The 16548-nt window shown below is 66.8% G+C and carries 18 protein-coding genes; 5 read left to right on the top strand and 13 right to left on the bottom strand.

Annotated elements, in window-relative coordinates:
* Positions 1-13: 13 nt before the first annotated feature.
* From Q0A15_RS07080 to Q0A15_RS07060, 5 genes are all read right to left on the bottom strand, one after another.
* Complete coding sequence (locus Q0A15_RS07080) at positions 14-172, bottom strand: hypothetical protein (RefSeq protein WP_291278821.1); 159 nt, start codon at positions 170-172, stop codon at positions 14-16.
* Positions 173-805 (bottom strand): imidazole glycerol phosphate synthase subunit HisH, encoded by a 633-nt coding sequence (hisH, locus tag Q0A15_RS07075; protein ID WP_291278820.1) that lies wholly within the window; start codon positions 803-805, stop codon positions 173-175.
* A complete protein-coding gene (hisB, locus tag Q0A15_RS07070) occupies positions 805-1425 on the bottom strand; it encodes an imidazoleglycerol-phosphate dehydratase HisB (RefSeq protein ID WP_291278819.1) in 621 nt (206 codons plus the stop codon). The genes hisH and hisB overlap by 1 nt, the downstream gene beginning before the upstream one ends.
* 83 nt (positions 1426-1508) lie before the next feature.
* Positions 1509-2639: a histidinol-phosphate transaminase gene (locus Q0A15_RS07065; RefSeq protein ID WP_291278818.1), complete on the bottom strand. Its 1131-nt coding sequence runs from the start codon at positions 2637-2639 to the stop codon at positions 1509-1511.
* An 86-nt stretch (positions 2640-2725) separates the two neighbouring features.
* A complete protein-coding gene (locus Q0A15_RS07060; RefSeq protein WP_291278817.1) occupies positions 2726-3064 on the bottom strand; it encodes a LysM peptidoglycan-binding domain-containing protein in 339 nt (112 codons plus the stop codon).
* A 284-nt stretch (positions 3065-3348) separates the two neighbouring features.
* On the opposite strand from Q0A15_RS07060, the gene lexA reads away from it, so the two are divergent.
* A complete protein-coding gene (lexA, locus tag Q0A15_RS07055) occupies positions 3349-4095 on the top strand; it encodes a transcriptional repressor LexA (protein WP_291278816.1) in 747 nt (248 codons plus the stop codon).
* Between the two features lie 110 nt (positions 4096-4205).
* Here lexA and Q0A15_RS07050 read toward each other — a convergent pair whose 3' ends face one another.
* On the bottom strand, positions 4206-6239 hold the full coding sequence (locus Q0A15_RS07050) for an ATP-dependent DNA helicase (protein ID WP_291278824.1): 2034 nt from the start codon (positions 6237-6239) through the stop codon (positions 4206-4208).
* A gap of 8 nt (positions 6240-6247) precedes the next feature.
* On the bottom strand, positions 6248-7816 hold the full coding sequence (gene hflX / locus Q0A15_RS07045) for a GTPase HflX (protein WP_291278815.1): 1569 nt from the start codon (positions 7814-7816) through the stop codon (positions 6248-6250).
* Positions 7817-7988: 172 nt separating this feature from the next.
* Between hflX and Q0A15_RS07040 the strand changes: the two genes are divergently transcribed.
* Complete coding sequence (locus tag Q0A15_RS07040) at positions 7989-8639, top strand: methyltransferase (protein ID WP_291278823.1); 651 nt, start codon at positions 7989-7991, stop codon at positions 8637-8639.
* A gap of 150 nt (positions 8640-8789) precedes the next feature.
* Here the strand turns inward: Q0A15_RS07040 and dapF are convergent, their stop codons facing one another.
* Positions 8790-9725, bottom strand: coding sequence for a diaminopimelate epimerase (gene dapF, locus Q0A15_RS07035; protein WP_291278814.1), 936 nt, complete (start codon positions 9723-9725; stop codon positions 8790-8792).
* Positions 9726-9842: 117 nt separating this feature from the next.
* Here dapF and Q0A15_RS07030 point away from each other — a divergent pair, with 117 nt between their 5' ends.
* The gene (locus Q0A15_RS07030) at positions 9843-10184 is read left to right on the top strand and encodes a carboxymuconolactone decarboxylase family protein (RefSeq protein WP_291278813.1); all 342 of its coding nucleotides are present in this window, start codon (positions 9843-9845) and stop codon (positions 10182-10184) included.
* An 84-nt stretch (positions 10185-10268) separates the two neighbouring features.
* Here Q0A15_RS07030 and Q0A15_RS07025 read toward each other — a convergent pair whose 3' ends face one another.
* Positions 10269-11156 carry a phosphotransferase gene (locus Q0A15_RS07025; protein ID WP_291278812.1) on the bottom strand — a complete coding sequence of 296 codons (888 nt, stop codon included), beginning with the start codon at positions 11154-11156 and terminating at the stop codon, positions 10269-10271.
* Between Q0A15_RS07025 and Q0A15_RS07020 the strand changes: the two genes are divergently transcribed.
* Positions 11155-11961, top strand: a complete 807-nt coding sequence (locus Q0A15_RS07020) for an SDR family oxidoreductase (RefSeq protein ID WP_291278811.1) — start codon at positions 11155-11157, stop codon at positions 11959-11961. The genes Q0A15_RS07025 and Q0A15_RS07020 overlap by 2 nt on opposite strands.
* Positions 11962-11981: 20 nt before the next feature.
* On the opposite strand, the gene Q0A15_RS07015 is transcribed toward Q0A15_RS07020, so the two are convergent.
* The 4 genes from Q0A15_RS07015 to Q0A15_RS07000 form a co-directional block, all read right to left on the bottom strand.
* Positions 11982-12137, bottom strand: coding sequence for a hypothetical protein (locus tag Q0A15_RS07015; protein ID WP_291278810.1), 156 nt, complete (start codon positions 12135-12137; stop codon positions 11982-11984).
* A gap of 258 nt (positions 12138-12395) precedes the next feature.
* Positions 12396-13325, bottom strand: a complete 930-nt coding sequence (miaA, locus tag Q0A15_RS07010) for a tRNA (adenosine(37)-N6)-dimethylallyltransferase MiaA (protein ID WP_291278809.1) — start codon at positions 13323-13325, stop codon at positions 12396-12398.
* Between the two features lie 6 nt (positions 13326-13331).
* On the bottom strand, positions 13332-14852 hold the full coding sequence (miaB, locus tag Q0A15_RS07005; RefSeq protein ID WP_291278822.1) for a tRNA (N6-isopentenyl adenosine(37)-C2)-methylthiotransferase MiaB: 1521 nt from the start codon (positions 14850-14852) through the stop codon (positions 13332-13334).
* Positions 14853-14904: 52 nt separating this feature from the next.
* Positions 14905-15543 carry a DinB family protein gene (locus tag Q0A15_RS07000; protein ID WP_291278808.1) on the bottom strand — a complete coding sequence of 213 codons (639 nt, stop codon included), beginning with the start codon at positions 15541-15543 and terminating at the stop codon, positions 14905-14907.
* Positions 15544-15859: 316 nt separating this feature from the next.
* Between Q0A15_RS07000 and Q0A15_RS06995 the strand changes: the two genes are divergently transcribed.
* Positions 15860-16366 carry an FBP domain-containing protein gene (locus Q0A15_RS06995; RefSeq protein ID WP_291278807.1) on the top strand — a complete coding sequence of 169 codons (507 nt, stop codon included), beginning with the start codon at positions 15860-15862 and terminating at the stop codon, positions 16364-16366.
* Positions 16367-16548: the final 182 nt, after the last annotated feature.

Genomic DNA, 16548 nt, shown 5'->3' with positions numbered 1-16548 from the left:
GGATGGGGCCGGCTCAGGACTGCAAGAAGAACTGCACTCCGGCCGTGACCATCAGGGCGATTCCCACGACACCGAGGATCCCGACCACCAGCGGGTTCTTCTTCTGCTGATAGAACGAGTAGGCCCCGCCCAGCAGGAAGGCACCGATGATGCCCGTGACGATGGGGCTCATTTACAACGTCTCCAGCCAGTTGGTCAGCAGTTGTGCTCCGGCGTCGCCGGACTTCTCCGGGTGGAACTGCACCGCGGAGAGCGGGCCGTTCTCCACCGCTGCGATGAAGGGTCCACCGTGTTCTGCCCAGGTGACCATGGGCGGGCGCATCTTGGGCTGGGTCACGTCGAAGTCCCAGCTCTGCACCCCGTAGGAGTGGACAAAGTAGAAGCGCTCGTCCTCGATGCCCTTGAACAGTCGGGTGTCCTCCGGGGGCTGGACGGTGTTCCATCCCATGTGCGGGACCACGTCGGCATGTAGGCGTTCCACGACGCCGGGCCACTCCCCCAGGCCTTCCGTACGGATGCCGTGCTCCACACCGGAATCGAACATGACCTGGTGGCCTACGCACACTCCGATCACCGGGCGGCCACCTGCGATGCGGTAGCCGATGTGGCGCACGGCCCCGGAGGCCTTGAGCGCGTCCATGACGGCGGCGAAGGCGCCAACGCCGGGGACGAACAGCCCGTCGGCCTCTCGTACGTCGTTGGCGTCACGGGAGAGTTTCACCTCGGCACCCACATGCTCCAGGGCCCGCACTGCGGAACGGACGTTGCCCGCACCGTAGTCCAGCACCGTGACCTTGGGCGCCATCAGAGGGCGCCTTTAGTGGACGGGATCTGGCCCGCCATGCGGGGGTCCGGCTCAACGGCCTCACGCAAGGCACGCGCCAGTGCCTTGAACTGTGCCTCCACGATGTGGTGCGGGTCGCGGCCGCGCACCAGGTCCACGTGCAGGCAGATACCCGCGTGGAAGGCGATGGCCTCGAAGACGTGGCGGGTCATGGACCCGGTGAAGTGACCACCGATCAGGTGGTACTGCTGCCCCTCCGGCTCACCCGTGTGCACCAGGAAGGGGCGGCCGGAGATGTCCACCACCGCGTGAGCAAGGGACTCATCCAGCGGAACGGAGGCCTCACCGAAGCGGCGGATGCCCTCCTTGTTGCCCAGCGCGGTACGCAGCACCTCACCGAGCACGATGGCGGTGTCCTCCACGGTGTGGTGGACGTCGATGTGGGTGTCCCCGGTGGCCTTGACCTTCAGGTCGATCAGCGAGTGCTTGGCCAGGGCGTTGAGCATGTGGTCGTAGAACGGGACGGAGGTGTCGATGTCTGCGACGCCGGTGCCGTCCAGGTCCAGTTCCAACTCGATGCTGGACTCACTGGTGGACCGTGTCATGCGGGCACGTCGACCTGCGACAACTTCAGCTGACATGGGGTGAGGGCTCCCCTCGGATTCGTGAAAGCGGCTTGGCGCGGATCCGCAGAAGGACCCACATGGTGAAGTCTAGTGGTGGCTCAAGGATGCCCGGTCAGGGCCTCGGGGTGAGACCCGACATACCGACGCAGCGCCACCAGGAAGGCCGTGGTCTCCTCCTCGGTGCCCGCCGTGACACGCAGGTGTCCGGGCAACCCGTTGTCACGGATGATGATGCCCTCCTCCAACAGCGCCTCGAAGACGGCATGGGGATCGGAGAGTCCCCCGAAGGTGACGAAGTTGGAGTCGCTGACGGCCGGGAAGAGGCCCAAGGCGCGGACCTCGGCGACGATGCGGTCGCGCTGGGTCTTGATGTCCTCCACATCGCGCTGCAGCACGTCAGCGTGGGACAGGGCTGCGCGGGCCGTGGCCTGGGTGACGGCGGAGAGGTGGTAGGGCAGACGCACCAGTTGCAGAGCGTCCACGATCTCCGGGGCTGCAGCCAGGTATCCCAAGCGAGCGCCGGCCAGGGCGAAGGCCTTGGACATGGTGCGGGTGACGATCAGGCGCGTTCGGCCGGGCAGCAGGGTCAGCGCGGACTTGGTGCCCTCGAGCGCGAACTCGGCATAGGCCTCGTCCACCACCACGATGGTGTTGTTCTCTTCCCCGGCCTCGTAGACGGCCCGGACCACATCCAGGCCAAGAGCCGTGCCGGTGGGATTGTTCGGAGAGCAGAGGAAAACGATCTGCGGGCGGTGCTCACGTACCTGAGCCGCCGCGGATTCGGCGCTGAGGGAGTAATCCTCTGCACGAACACCCGCGATGTATTCGGTGTTCACGCCCGCTGCGAGCAGCGGGTACATGGAGTAGGTGGGAGGGAAACTCAGCACGGCTCTGCCGGGGCCCCCGAAGGCCTGGAGGATCTGCTGGAGTACCTCGTTGGAGCCGTTCGCCGCCCAGACGTTCTCATACGTGAGGCCATGGCCGAGGTAGGCGGCGAGGTCCCGACGGAGGTCGACCGCGTCGCGGTCCGGGTAGCGGTTCAGCGTGCGGGCAGCATCCTCGACGGCCTTGGCGATCGACTCGACGACCACGTCCGGAACCGGATGCGTGTTCTCGTTGACGTTGAGCTGGATGGGTACGTCGATCTGCGGGGCGCCGTAGGGCGACTGGCCGCGGAGGTCGTCTCGCAGGGGCAGGCTGTTCAGTTTCTGCAGGCGCTCATCAGTCACCCCTCAAGTCTAGGTCCGTGGACCCCGGCACCACGAAGTGCGTGACGTTCCGACCTGATCATGCCGGTGGGTGCCGACAGCGACGCTCAGTGGCTGCTCGGCACCACGATGTGCTGGCCGGCCTGCAACGGCCCGGTGAAATCGTTGAGCTGGTGAATCTCCTCCACCACGTCTCCGGTGGCACGCTCCGGAGCCACCGAGCGGGCGATCTCCCAGAGATTGTCACCCTGCATCACGGTGACGGTGGTGACGCCTCCGTCCGGGGTCCCCGCTTCGGCGGGCTGGGTGAGGACGGTACCGATACCGAACGCAGCGGCCACGCCTGCCGCAACCAGCGGGAGGCGGACCAGCAGGTTGCGCCCGCGTCGGGTGAGATGCAGCGCAGCGGTGGTGCCGGTATGGGGAGCCAGAGCAATCTGAGTCATGGTCTTCAACGCCTTGTCTTCTCGAGTGAGGTCCCCCGCCTGAATAGAACATCAGTTCGGGTTCATCACCATGTCTAGCACAACTGTTCGAGTGAGGTCCAGGGTGTTCTAGCAACTTCTGCTTAACACGCCGTCGAACGAGTCTTTGAACAGAGGGCCTCCCTGCCCTACTGTTAGGACCAGGGGAGCCGCTCCGGAACAAGGAAACCGTGCACCCCTGACAGATTGATTCGGTCGCTACCGTCGGCGGTCCGGATGCCAGGCCCGGATGTCAGGAGAGAGCCGTGGAGATCGTCGTCAGGAAGCCGGACCCCAAGCCACACAAGCTGACCAAGCGTCAGCGTGAGGTGTTGGAAGTCATCCACACCTCCATCGCGGACCGTGGCTTCCCGCCCACCATGCGGGAACTCGCAGACACCATCGGCTACAAGTCGCTCTCCTCCGTTGTGCACCAATTCCGGCAGTTGGAGCGCATGGGCTACCTGGAGCGGGAGGAGAACAGCTCCCGCACCATGCGATTGCTCACTCCCCCGGATGCCGATCCTGCCGTGAAGGCCTTCCTCTCCTCCGGCGCCGCCACGTCGACGCAGAGTCCGGCGGCCAAGTCCGAGCCGGCACCAGCGCCCGCACCGCTGACCTTCCCCGCCTCGGACGGCGACTCCGTGGACGTCCCGCTCGTGGGCCGCATTGCGGCAGGCGGGCCCATCCTGGCCGATCAGCAGGTCGAAGACGTCATGTCCCTGCCCCGCCAGCTCACGGGCCAAGGAGAGCTGTTCATGTTGAAGGTCGCAGGCGACTCCATGATCGATGCCGCCATCTGCGACGGCGACTGGGTCGTGGTGCGCCGGCAGAACAACGCCGTCAACGGAGACATCGTCGCAGCCCTTCTGGATGACGAGGCCACGGTCAAGACCTTCCGGCAGCGCGACGGCCACACGTGGCTTCTGCCCCAGAACTCCCGCTACGAGCCCATCCTCGGTGACCACGCCACGATCATGGGCAAGGTCGTCTCGGTGATGCGGGCCCTGTAGCCCCCCGGTCCTGTCGTTGACAGGACACACACAAGGTGCCCGACGGTCGGAAGCGAATCCCGGCCGTCGGGCACCTTTCGTCGTGGCGGGCCGCGCCCGCCACGCGGCCATCAGCCGGCCAGGCGCCCCAGTGCCGCCAGGACGGTCTTCTTGTCGCCGGTTCCCCATAGCGGGGGAAGGCTGGAGCGCAGGAATCCCCCGTAGGACTTGGTCACCAGGCGGGAGTCCAGCACGGCCACGACGCCACGATCGTCGATCGAGCGGATCAGGCGGCCGGCGCCCTGTGCCAGCCGGACCGCGGCGTGCTGCCCGGAGACCGCGAGGAAGCCGTTGCCTCCATGTCGCGACACGTCGCGGGCGCGGGCGGTGGAGAGCGGATCGTCGGGCCGAGGGAACGGGATCCGGTCGATGATGACGAGACGGCAGTTGGGGCCGGGGACGTCCACGCCCTGCCAGAGGGTCATGGTCCCGAAGAGGCAGGTGCGCTCGTCCTCGGCGAATGTCCGCACGAGTTCCGGGATGCTGGCCTCGCCCTGGCACAGGATGGGGACGTCGAGCCGGTCGCGCATGGCGGCCGCTGCTTCCTCGGCAGCGCGGCGGGAGGAGAACAAGGCCAGGGCGGCGCCGTCGGAGGCCTTGATGAGGTCCGCGATCTCGTCCAGGGACTCGTCCGAGGGACCCCGGCCGGGTGCCGGCAGGTGTTGAGCCACATAGAGCATGCCCTGCTTGGGGTAGTCGAACGGGGAGCCCACGTCGATCCCGTCCCATTTCGGCGCGCCCTCCCCGAGCAGGCCGAGGTCCCCTGCCACAGGGTCGAAGCGATTCCCGAGCGTCAGGGTGGCCGACGTCAGCACCACGGTGTGTCCGTCGAACAGCCCCTCGCGCAGCTGCGCGGCCACGGAGAGTGGCGCGACCATGAGCACCGCAGGAGTGGACTCGTCCGGGACCACGTACCCCTTGCCGGGCTCGAACGATCCCGGGCGGGAGGCCCACACCACCTCGCGGTCCTCGTCCGCCCCGAGCAGCCGCTCCGCGAGTTCCACGATCTGGACCAGTTCGCTGCGGGCGGTCTGGCGTCCGCCGTCCGGCGCCTGTCCGGGCTCCGGCTTGGAGTCCGACAACGCGAGCCGGGCGGCCTCGCGGACCATGTTCACGGCGTCGGTCTGTTCCTCGTTGAGACCCCTCGGCATGAGTCCGGTCGGGATGCCCACGGTAGCCTTCGTCAATGCCAACGCGGCATCCTTGAGGCCCTTCGTGGCGACCTTGAGATGCTTGCGAGCCAGCGACGCTGCCCGGTCAACAGCGTGCGCGGAGAACGGCCGGGTGACCGAGGAGGTGACGCGGTCCTGGAGTTCGTGGGCCTCGTCGATGATGACGGAATCGAAGTCCGGGAGCACAGCCAGCCCCTCGAACGCGGACACGGCGAGCATGGCGTGATTGGTGACCACGACATCGGCCTCTGCGGCGTGGCCCCGAGCCCTCTCCGTGAAGCATTCCTCGGCGAGCGGGCAGGTCTGCGCACCCAGGCATTCCATGGAGGACACGGACACCTGGCGCCAGGCCTTGTCCGACACGGACGGAACCAGTTCGTCCCGGTCCCCGGTCTCCGTCTCCTCCGCCCACTCGCGCACGCGCACGATGTCCCGGCCAAGAGGTGTGGACGGGCCGTCCGTCGGCGCCGCCGCCGGAGAGGTCCCTCCGGCGGCCTCGATGCTGAAGAGCGCATCCTCATCGTCCGGGTAGCCGCCGCTGAGCTTGTACTTGCACACATAGTTGTTTCGCCCCTTGAGCAGGGCAACGTCCATGGGCCGCGGCAGCTCGTCCTCGATGGCCTTCAGCAGGCGAGGCACGTCGCGTTTGACGATCTGGGACTGCAGCGCCAGGGTCGCCGTGGAGACGATGACCGGCTTGTCCGCATCCACGGCGTGCTTGAGAGCGGGAACCAGGTACGCCAAGGACTTACCCGTTCCGGTTCCCGCCTGCACCAGCAGGTGGCGACCGTCGGTGAGGGCCTCGTCCACACGCCTGGCCATCTCCTGCTGGCCCTCACGCGCCTGCCCGCCCAAGCCCTCCACGGCCTCGGCGAGCAGGCGCTCGACGTCCAGGTTCTCCTGGTCCACGCTGCTGTCCGCGCCCGTGCTCACGGCTGTGCTCACGAGGCGACGACGAAGTCGTTCAAGACGGCCGCCAGCTCGGGCTTGACGATGACGCGCAGGTGGGTGCCGTCCTCGCCGTGTTCGGTTGCGAGGATCTCCGCGTCCGGGGAGTACAGGCGGGAGACCAGGTCGCCGCGGTCGTACGGGATCACCAGGTCAAGCGGAACGTTGGGCCGCGGGATCAGGGCGGAGAGCCGCTCCAGCAGCTCCTCGAGTCCCTCTCCGGTGCGCGCCGAGACGCCCACGACCTCACGGTTCGAGTGGCGCAGGCGTTCCACCGCGAAGGGTTCAGCCAGGTCCACCTTGTTGGCGACGATGAGCTCGGGAACATCGGTGGCATCCACATCGGCCAGGACGGCGTGCACCGCGGCGATCTGCCCTTCGGGGTCGGGGTGCGAGGCGTCCACGACGTGCAGCAGCAGATCCGCATCGGCAGCCTCTTCCAGCGTGGAGCGGAAGGCCTCCACCAGCTGGGTGGGCAGGGAACGCACGAAGCCGACGGTGTCCACCAGCGTGAACCCGATGCCGTCAGGTGTCTCCGCCTGCCGCACCGTGGGGTCCAGGGTCGCGAAGAGGGCGTTCTCCACGAGCACGCCGGCATGCGTGAGGCGGTTGAGCAGCGAGGACTTGCCCGCGTTGGTGTAGCCCACGATTGCTACTGACGGAACCTCGTGGCGCTTACGGTTGGCACGCTTGGCCTCTCGGGCCGGCTTCATGCCGGCAATCTCACGGCGCAGCTTGGCCATGCGGTTACGGATGCGGCGGCGGTCCAACTCGATCTTGGTCTCACCTGGGCCGCGGGAACCGATACCGGCACCGGCGGCCACGCGACCACCGGCCTGCCGGGACATGGACTCACCCCAACCACGCAGGCGCGGCAGCAGGTACTCCAGCTGGGCAAGCTCCACCTGAGCCTTGCCCTCGCGGGACTTGGCGTGCTGGGCGAAGATGTCCAGGATCAGGCCAGTTCGGTCGATGACCTTGACCTTGACCACGTCCTCCAGCGCGCGTCGCTGTGAGGGGGCCAGCTCCGAGTCCACGATCACGGTGTCCGCTCCGGTGGCCTCGACGATGTCCTTCAGTTCCAGGGCCTTGCCGGAGCCAAGGTAGGTGCTCGGGTCCGGCTTCAGGCGGCGCTGGATGACGCCGTCGAGGACCTCTGATCCGGCGGTCTCGGCGAGCGCGGCCAACTCTCTGAGCGAGTTCTCTGCATCCTCCGAGGTGCCTTCGCTCCAGATTCCGGCCAGGACCACCTTCTCCAGGCGCAGCTGGCGGTACTCGACCTCGGTGACGTCCTCGAGTTCGGTGGAGAGGCCGCTGATGCGTCGCAGTGCGCGGCGTTCCGCGAGGTCTTCCTGGTCGCCGTCGAAGCCGGAGTGTTCACGGCTGACGTCCGAGAGCGCTTGGGCTCGGCCGGTGCCGAGTCCGGCATGGTCCGTGGCGCCGTCGGCAGCCAGCTTGTTGCCTCGTGCCGTTCGGGCGTCATCCGCTGCGAGGATGCGGGCGATGGTTGCGTCGATCTCGTCCGATTCCGGGCGCTCGGACGGGGTGTTCGAATGGGTCATGATCTCCTTGGAGGGCGGGGCCTCAAGTCTACGCGGGCACGGCGGTGCCCTGTGGGGCATTTTCGTGTGCTGTGGATGAACAGGCGCTTCGGTGCGCCGTGCGTTCATCGGAAGATCATGTAAGTCATAGAGAAAACCCTATCACTTACCGTGGTTGGCTAAACTGATGGGTATGCCACAGTCGCACTACTTCACCGACGATCCAGAATCGCCCGAACGTCGCCGTACCGTCCGCGTCGAGTTGGCAGGCAAGGAACGCGAGGTCGTCACCGCGAACGGCATCTTCTCCCCCGATGGATTGGACAAGGGCACCGCCGCGATGCTCTCTGCCGTCCCCGAGCCGCCCGCGTCCGGAACGTTCCTGGACATCGGCTGCGGCTGGGGCCCGCTGGCCCTGACCCTGGGGCTCACTTCCCCTGATGCCGAGATCTGGGCCGTGGACGTTAATCAGCGCTCTCTCGGACTCACCGAGACCAACGCGGCCGCGCTGGGCGTGGCCGCGACGGCGGGTGGCGAACCCACGTCGTCGGGCATCAGGCCCGGCGTGCAGGTCGCACTGCCGGAGGCCGTGCCCGCTGGGACCACGTTCGACCTGATCTGGTCCAACCCGCCCATCCGGGTCGGCAAGCAGGTGCTGCACGACATCCTGCTGACCTGGCTGCCCAGGCTGAATCCCGGTGGCGAGGCCTACCTGGTGGTGCAGAAGAATCTGGGTTCCGATTCACTGCAGACGTGGTTGGAACAGAATCTGGATGACGACTTCTCGGTGGAGCGCTTTGCGCGGGTGAAGGCGTTCAGGGTGCTGCGCGTCTCCCGCGCCTGAGCACCTCCAGGCCTCCGCACCCGAGTCTCCGCGCCCCAGCCTCCGAGCGCTGCGCCGGGGACCAAGCTTTCATGGGAATCGCGCCGATTCGGGTCGCTTGCCACAGAATCCTGGTCCCACGCAGAGGATGGGGTCAGAGCGACCGCCCGGTCAGCCGAGGATGCCGGTGGACACCCGTACCGCCGGGCCGGACAGGATGACGTGCTCTCCGTCCGAGGCGGGCCGGAAGCGGACGCCGCACACACCGCCGGGCACCTGCACGGCCCACGCCGCCGCGGCCGCCCCCGAGGACCCTGCCCAGGTGCGCGTCGCTACGACCGCCGCGCAGATCCCCGTGCCGCAGGAGAGGGTCTCCCCCACACCGCGTTCGTGTACACGCATGGAGATCATGGCGACATGATCCTCCACCAGCGGATCGGCCGGCACCACGTACTCCACGTTGATGCCGTTGGACGGTGCGGGCTCCACGGTCGGAAGCCTGGTCAGGTCCAGGTTGGCCAGTTCGTTGTCGTTGGCGAGCGCCACGACCGTGTGTGGGTTGCCCATGTCCACGCTCAAGGACGGGCGGGCCACGTCCAGGCCCGACGTCGTGACGAGGGAATCCATCGCGTTCTCCTCCGCCAGATCCGGGTGCAGATAGTGCCAGGGCCCCATGTCCACGCTGTATCCATCACCTGAGCGCTTCACGATCTTCACACCGGCCCGCGTGCCGATGTGCAGGCCGGTGTCGGAGATGTCCGCGAGGCCGTTCAGGGTCAGGAAATGGGCATAGGCGCGGACGCCGTTACCGCACATCTCAGCGATGGAACCGTCACCGTTGCGGTAGTCCATGAACCATTCGGCCTCGGGGTCGGCGGCCAGGAGGGCCTGCCCCTCTGGCAGCTGCTGGGAGCGCACGGCGCGGATGAGGCCGTCGCCCCCCACTCCCAGGTGACGATCGCAGAGGGCCGCAACCTGCTCGGGACTCACGTCGCGCTCCCCCGCCACGTCCGTGTAGATCACGAAGTCGTTTCCGGTGGCGTGCAGTTTCTGGAAGTCGAGTCCGGCGAGCGCGGTCAGGTGCGTTTCTGCAAGTCGGGGGTCCATGGTTCCCAAGCCTACGTGCCACGAAGCTCTGCAGCGCAGCTTTGCAACGCAACTGCAACCCTCCAGGAGATTACGTGGTGTGACCGAACACGTACATGTTGAGACGAAGGAGTCCCCATGAGCTTCCTGGATTGGAAAGACTATCGAAGCAACCTGGTCAGGGGCGTGGGCCGCTTGGGCAAGCTCCGCCCCAACGTTGCCGCAGCGATGGATCTGCTGGCCAAGCCGGAGGAGGGAGACGCCCTCGACGCCAAGACCCGTGAGTTGATCTCCTTGGCCGTTGCCACGACCACGCGCTGCGACGGCTGCATCACCGCGCACACCACGGCCGCGATCGCGGCCGGTGCCACCCGACAAGAGGTCGCCGAGGCACTCTCCGTGGCGATCGACCTCAACGCAGGGCCCGCGCTGGTGTACGCAACGCGCGTGCTTGATGCCTACGACGAGCTGGAGAAATAGACGGACTTCGACTTACCTCACCGCAGACGGGGCCGGATCGACAAGATCCGGCCCCGTCGTGGTGCACTCGGGGGTTCCACCCAGTCAGCCGAAGATTCGCGCCACGGCCTCTACCGCCCAGGATTCCGGCAACACCGGGTCCAGACCTGGCAGCACCTCCGTCTGCACCAACCCGGCCCAGTGCAACAGCAGGAACCAGGACAGCTGGACCACCTCCGGATCCACGTAGCGCAGCGGGTCGATGCCCCGGTGCCGCAGAAGTGAGACCAGATCGAGTTCGGAGGTCCCCAAGATGGGACGCTGCCAGTCGATCACGTGGTAGCCGTCCTCAGCCACGAAGACCTCCTCGGTGCTGAGGTCGCCATGGATGAACGCGGTGTGCTCCGTCGCCCGCCGCACCAACTGAGGTTCCCGTGACCAGGAGCGCAGCCGGTCAGGGACGTTGGCATCCAGCCGCACGAACTGGCCCGAATGGATCAACGCGTTCAGTCGTCCCGCGGTGACGTCCGCAGCGTGCGCAATGGTGCTCCCGGTCGACAGGTCCAGGAAGACCGGCGCCTCGGGTGCCATCGCGGAGATCCTGGCAACGACCGCACGAGCGTGGCCCACGAACTCGGATTCGTCGAGTTCCATGGTGTGCAGTGACGGTGCGTCCACCCACTGGGTCACCATATGCCGAGTGGTTCCATGCCGGCCCAGGTCGATCTGCGCCGGCAGCAGCGGGTCCTCGACCGCCGCGTACACGGCGGCCTCCACGCTGGGCTTCAGTTGGGCCTTGTAGGCGTATCTGCGTCCGTCCGCCAGCCGGAGCTCCTCGGTGGCGCTCAGCGGCCACGCATGCACGGCCTCCCTCGATACGACCGCGGCTCCCAGCGCTGCGGCGAGTTCCGTGTTGTCATGGATGAGCAGGTCCGGGAACGTCTCATGATGGTGCACCAGGCCAGTATGCCGTGAGCTAGCGTAGGGGGCCATGAAGACCGATCCTGTGGCCCGCGATCCCCTCCCGCTGGCCGGTCGGGTTGTGATCGTGACCGGCGTGAGTCGACGACAGGGCATCGGCTATGCGGTGGCCTGCAGGTTGGCCGCCTATGGCGCCTCCGTGGTGTGCCACCACTTCGAGGAGCACGACGACGCGCAGCCGTGGGGTGGTGACGACGTCGGAACGGTGCTCGACGGCGTTGCGTCCCATTTGGTCGGTTCCGCCCGGTTGGTCTCGGTGGGCGGCGACCTGACGGTCGAGGGCGCGCCGGAGGCGCTGGTTTCGCGCGCCGTCGACAAGTTCGGGTGCGTGGACGGGCTGGTCTGCAACCAGGCACTGTCCGGCTCCGACGGGGCCTTGGGTGAGTTGGACGCTCAGATGCTGGACCGGCACTACGCGGTGAACACGCGGACGTCGATCCTGCTGGCTCAGGCGTTTGCGTCTGTTCACAGTGCGGACGCGCCGGGATCGATCGTGTTCATGACCTCCGGCCAAGGGCTCGGTCCCATGCCGGGGGAGGTTGCATATGCGGCATCCAAGGCAGCGTTGGCCGGGATCACCTGGACGTTGTCCGGCCAGTTGGGAGCGGAGGGTATCCGGGTGAACACCGTCAATCCGGGACCCGTGAACACCGGATACGGGACGCCACAGATGTGGGAGCAGTTGGCCAGTCGGTTCCCAGGTGGGCTCGCGGGCGAACCGGACGATCCTGCGAAGCTGATCGCCTGGCTGCTCACCGACGAGGCCTCGTGGATCACCGGCCAGGTCATCAACTCCGAGGGCGGGTTCCGGCGATGACTCCTGAAAGCGCCTCCAACTCACTCTCGGACGATCTCCACTTCGACGCCGATGGCCTCGTAGGTGGGCCTGGCCCGAGCGTCCCGCGTTGCCAGTGTGAGGCCGTGACTCAACGCAGCAGCGGTACCGCCACGCTGGTGTCCCCCGCGGTACGGTTCATCGTCGACCTGCGTCAATGAGTGCGACGACGTCGTCGTCAGAAACCGGGGTCTCGCTCTTGGCTACGAGCCACCCGTCAGCGCCCTACGGAATCAATGGTGGCTTTCATGGGAGAGAGTTACCAACGAGATCCCCACTAGACCAGAGGCGGCACTGCCATGAGAGCGCCCAGCCCAGGTCCTCCGTCGAAAGTGATCCCATGGGCATCCGGGGTGTAGGCAACGAAACTCTTCACAGGCTCCGCACCCACACCCGACTGACAGTGATCGCCGGACTCATCCGGCCACACCCTCCACGGCGAGCACCCGGTCCACCAGTCCTGGCTCGGTGGGGTCCAGCCAGGTCACGCGCGGGTCGGCGCGGAACCAGGTGATCTGGCGGCGGGCGAACTTCCTGGTCGCAACGGTGGTGTCCTCCACGGCTTCCTCGACCGACCACTCGCCGTCCAACACCTTCAGGAACTGGGCGTAGCCGATGGCACGTGACGCGGTCTTGCCGGAGCGCAACCCCAATGCATCGAGCCGCGCCACCTCGGCCTGGAGCCCGGCCTCAACCATGTGCTCCACGCGAGTCCGCAGCCGGGCATGTAATTCAGACCGGTCCAGGTCCAGTCCGATCTGCACTGTGGGACGCAGATACTCCCGCTGCGGCATGAAGGACGTGAAGGCACGCCCGGTCAGCTCGTGTACCTCGAGGGCGCGCACCATCCGCCGCACGTCCCCGAGTCGTTCGGCACTGTCCGGGTCGACCTCGCGCAGCTCGGCACGCAAAACATCAGGCCCGACGGCGTCGGCGTGAGCCTCCCAGCGCGCCCGCACCTGCGGGTCGGTGGGAGGGAACTCCAGCACATCCAACGCCGCCCGCACATAGAGACCGGACCCGCCCACCAGGATGGGGCGCAGCCCGCGATCCTCGATGTCGGAGATGACAGCACGGACCTCGGCCTGGAACCGGGCCACCGAGGCCTCCTCGGTGACGTCCAGGATGTCCAGCAGGTGGTGCGGGATCCCCCGGCGTTCGGCCACGGACAGCTTGGCCGTCCCGATGTCCATGCCGCGGTAGAACTGCAGGGCATCGGTGTTGACGATCTCCCCGCCGAGGCGTTGGGCCAGGTCCAGCGCCAGGTCGGACTTCCCTGTCCCGGTGGGACCCACGATGGCGACGAGGGGCACGGAACCCGGCCCCGGTCCGTCGGGCACAGGCATAGCCACTCAGACGCCGACGCGCAGCGTCGGCATACCCAGGGCCACGCCCTTGGTGCCCTTGGAGGCACCGGGCGTGGGAACGCCGCAGGAGTCGGCCTGCGCACGATCCCAGGCGTCGCCGGCGCGGGTGGCGCGCAGCGCGTACTGCTCAGCGGTGGGGTCGGAGACCAGGTGGAAGGCCCCCACCTCGGTGATCGGCACCGTGACCACGTCACCGGGACGCGGCGTTGCAGCCCCGGCCGGGACGGAGAAGTGCACCAGGCGCTGGTCGCGGGAACGCCCGGTCAGGCGGCCGGTTGCCTCGGCCTTGCGCCCGGAGTTGTCCGCCACGAGCACCTCCACGGTGGTGCCGAGCTGCTTGGCGTTCTCCTCCTTGGCGATGCGATTTTGAAGGGCCGTGAGGCGCTCGAAGCGCTCCTGCACCACCGCCTTGGGAATCTGGTTCTCGTACTCGGCGGCAGGCGTGCCGGGGCGCGGCGAATACTGGAACGTGAACGCGGTGGCGAAGCGGGACTCCTCCACGACGCGCAGCGTGTCCTGGAAGTCCTCCTCGGTCTCCCCTGGGAAACCCACGATGATGTCCGTGCTGATCGCGGCGTGCGGCATGCGATCACGCACGCGCTCCAGGATCCCCAGGAACTTCTTGGAGCGATAGGAGCGGCGCATCTCCTTGAGCACCTTGTCGGAGCCCGACTGCAACGGCATGTGCAGCTGCGGCATCACGTTGGGGGTCTCCGCCATGGCCTCGATGACGTCATCGGTGAACATGGCCGGGTGCGGGCTGGTGAAGCGCACGCGTTCGAGCCCCTCGATCTCGCCGCAAGCGCGCAGCAGCTTGGAGAAGGCCTGACGGTCGCCGAAGTCCACGCCGTAGGAGTTCACATTCTGACCGAGCAGGGTCACCTCGACCACGCCGTCGTCCACGAGGGCGCGGATCTCGGAGAGGATGTCGCCCGGGCGGCGATCCTTCTCCTTGCCGCGGAGGCTCGGCACGATGCAGAACGTGCACGTGTTGTTGCAGCCCACCGAGATCGAGACCCAGCCGGACGCATGCGACTCACGCTTGGAGGGCAGGGTGGAGGGAAAAACCTCCAGAGAATCCAGGATCTCCACCTGGGCCTCGTGATTGTGGCGGGCGCGTTCCAGCAGCACGGGCAGCGAGCCCACGTTGTGCGTGCCAAAGACCACGTCCACCCACGGGGCCTTCTTCACGATGGTGTCGCGGTCCTTCTGAGCAAGGCAGCCACCCACCGCGATCTGCAGCCGCGGGTTGGTCTCCTTGGCCTTCTTCAGCTGCCCCAGGTGACCGTAGAGCTTGTTGTCGGCGTTCTCACGCACCGCGCAGGTGTTGAAGACCACCACGTCGGCCTCACCCTCGGGCGTCTCCGGGGCCACCTGGCTCATGCCTGCGTCCTCCAGCAGGCCGGAGATCCGTTCGGAATCGTGCACATTCATCTGGCAGCCGAACGTGTTCACCTGGTACGTGAGGACATCGTCGGCGGCCGTCGGGGTGGGGGTCTCGAGCATGGAAGTCACGCGGGCATTCTAGTGCCCAGCGGTATGTGCCCGCCTCCCAGGTTCACCTCACCTGGTCGGCATCGTGCGGTTTGGTCGCTTCCGCGACCGCGAGGAGTTTGTCGTGTCCATCCAACCAACCCTGCTCGGTCCGCCCCTCCGGAAGGTTGGAGACGCCCTCGCGAAGGCCGATCTGCCCGTCAGTGAGTTCACGGGCAAGGTCCGCATGGCCCACATGCCGGGCGACCTCATTGAGCATGTGCACCAGCAACTCTCCGAGGGTGGCCCGGCGACCGCCGTCGGGGCCCCACCATGGGACCGTGATCGCTTCGGAGAGTCCGTGGTTCTGGATCAGGGCATCCGCGTGGCCGGCAACGGTGGCCGCCATGGCGAAGATCTCCGCAGGGCTCTCATCCTCGAAGGCCCACAGATCATCGTCGTCCTCCAGATCCGAGTTCTCGTCCCAGGTGAGGACGTACTCCGGCAAGCCGGGGACGGGGTTTCCCCACAACGCACCGAAATAGTCGGCCTCCACCAGGGCAACGTGCTTCACCAGTCCCAGCAGATTGGTGCCACTGGGAGTCAGTGGCATGCGCTGCTGCCATTCGGGAAGCCCTGCGGCCTTGTGCCAGAGCACCTCTCGATTCTGCTTGAGTCGATGATGCAGCAGTTCCTTGAAGTCCGGGTCAGTAGTGGCCGTCATAGCGCACCAGGCTGCCACGGAAACATGACATGCACCACCGTTGGTTCGCGGCTTGTAGCCATCCGGGGACGAATGCGTCTAGCCTGGACGGGTTCGTTCTCGACTTCTTGAACCCCGATGCCCCGTCAACGCGACCACGGCATCAAGGAAGGACCGGTGGGCCAATCATGGCCAGCATCGCGTGATCCGTATCGCCGACCCACACCCCATACGGCCTCAGGCCAGGGTTGTTTCGGCATGCCATCGCGTCCGCGCGCAGCTTTGAGCGCCCCGACGCCAGATCACACGAACCACCGATCTCGAAAAGAGTCACCCCATGCTGCCGCTGACGCAGTCCATGCTGCCCAAGATCTTCGTCAACGCCTCCCGTCGCGAGGCGTCCCAGGCCGTTCCCCCATTCCCTCTGGACGAGGTGGACTGGGAGAACACCGACGTCCTGGGGTGGAAGGACCCTCACAACCCCCAACGCATCTTCCTGATCCTGCCGGCGCCTACGGGCTCTGACCGCGACAAACCGGTCGGCATGATCCTGCGCGTGGTCCCTTCACCCCCACGCAAGAACATGTGTGCCCTCTGCGAAGACATCACCCAGGTCTCAGATGTCCCCATGGTGGTGGCCAAGCTGGCCGGGGCCGCCGGACGCCGCGGAGACACCGTGGGAACCCTGGTCCACACCGACTTCGGCTGCAACGGATACGCCCGCCGGCAGCCGACCCGCATGGAGGGGCTGGACAACCCTGAGGCATTCATCGCCAGCCGGGTGGCAGCCTTGGAGTCCAATGCGGAGGCCTTCGCCCTACGGGTTCTGGCCGACAAGGCCTGAGACCGGGAACACAACACCGGCAACGAACCCTATCTACGGTGGGCGGTTTCTAGCGGTTGTTGCAACACCGGTGGTGTTCAGGATCCTATGAGCTCCCGCATGTGTTCCGCGGGCGTATGCCATCCTAACCGTTTGCGGGGCCGGCCATTGAGTTCGTTCTCGACGTATTCGAGGTCTTCGGG

The sequence above is a fragment of the Galactobacter sp. genome (genome assembly GCF_022712295.1).
Taxonomy (GTDB): Bacteria; Actinomycetota; Actinomycetes; order Actinomycetales; family Micrococcaceae; genus Galactobacter.
The sequence above is the reverse complement of the archived record's forward strand: the minus strand, read 5'-3'. Positions and strand labels throughout refer to the sequence as shown.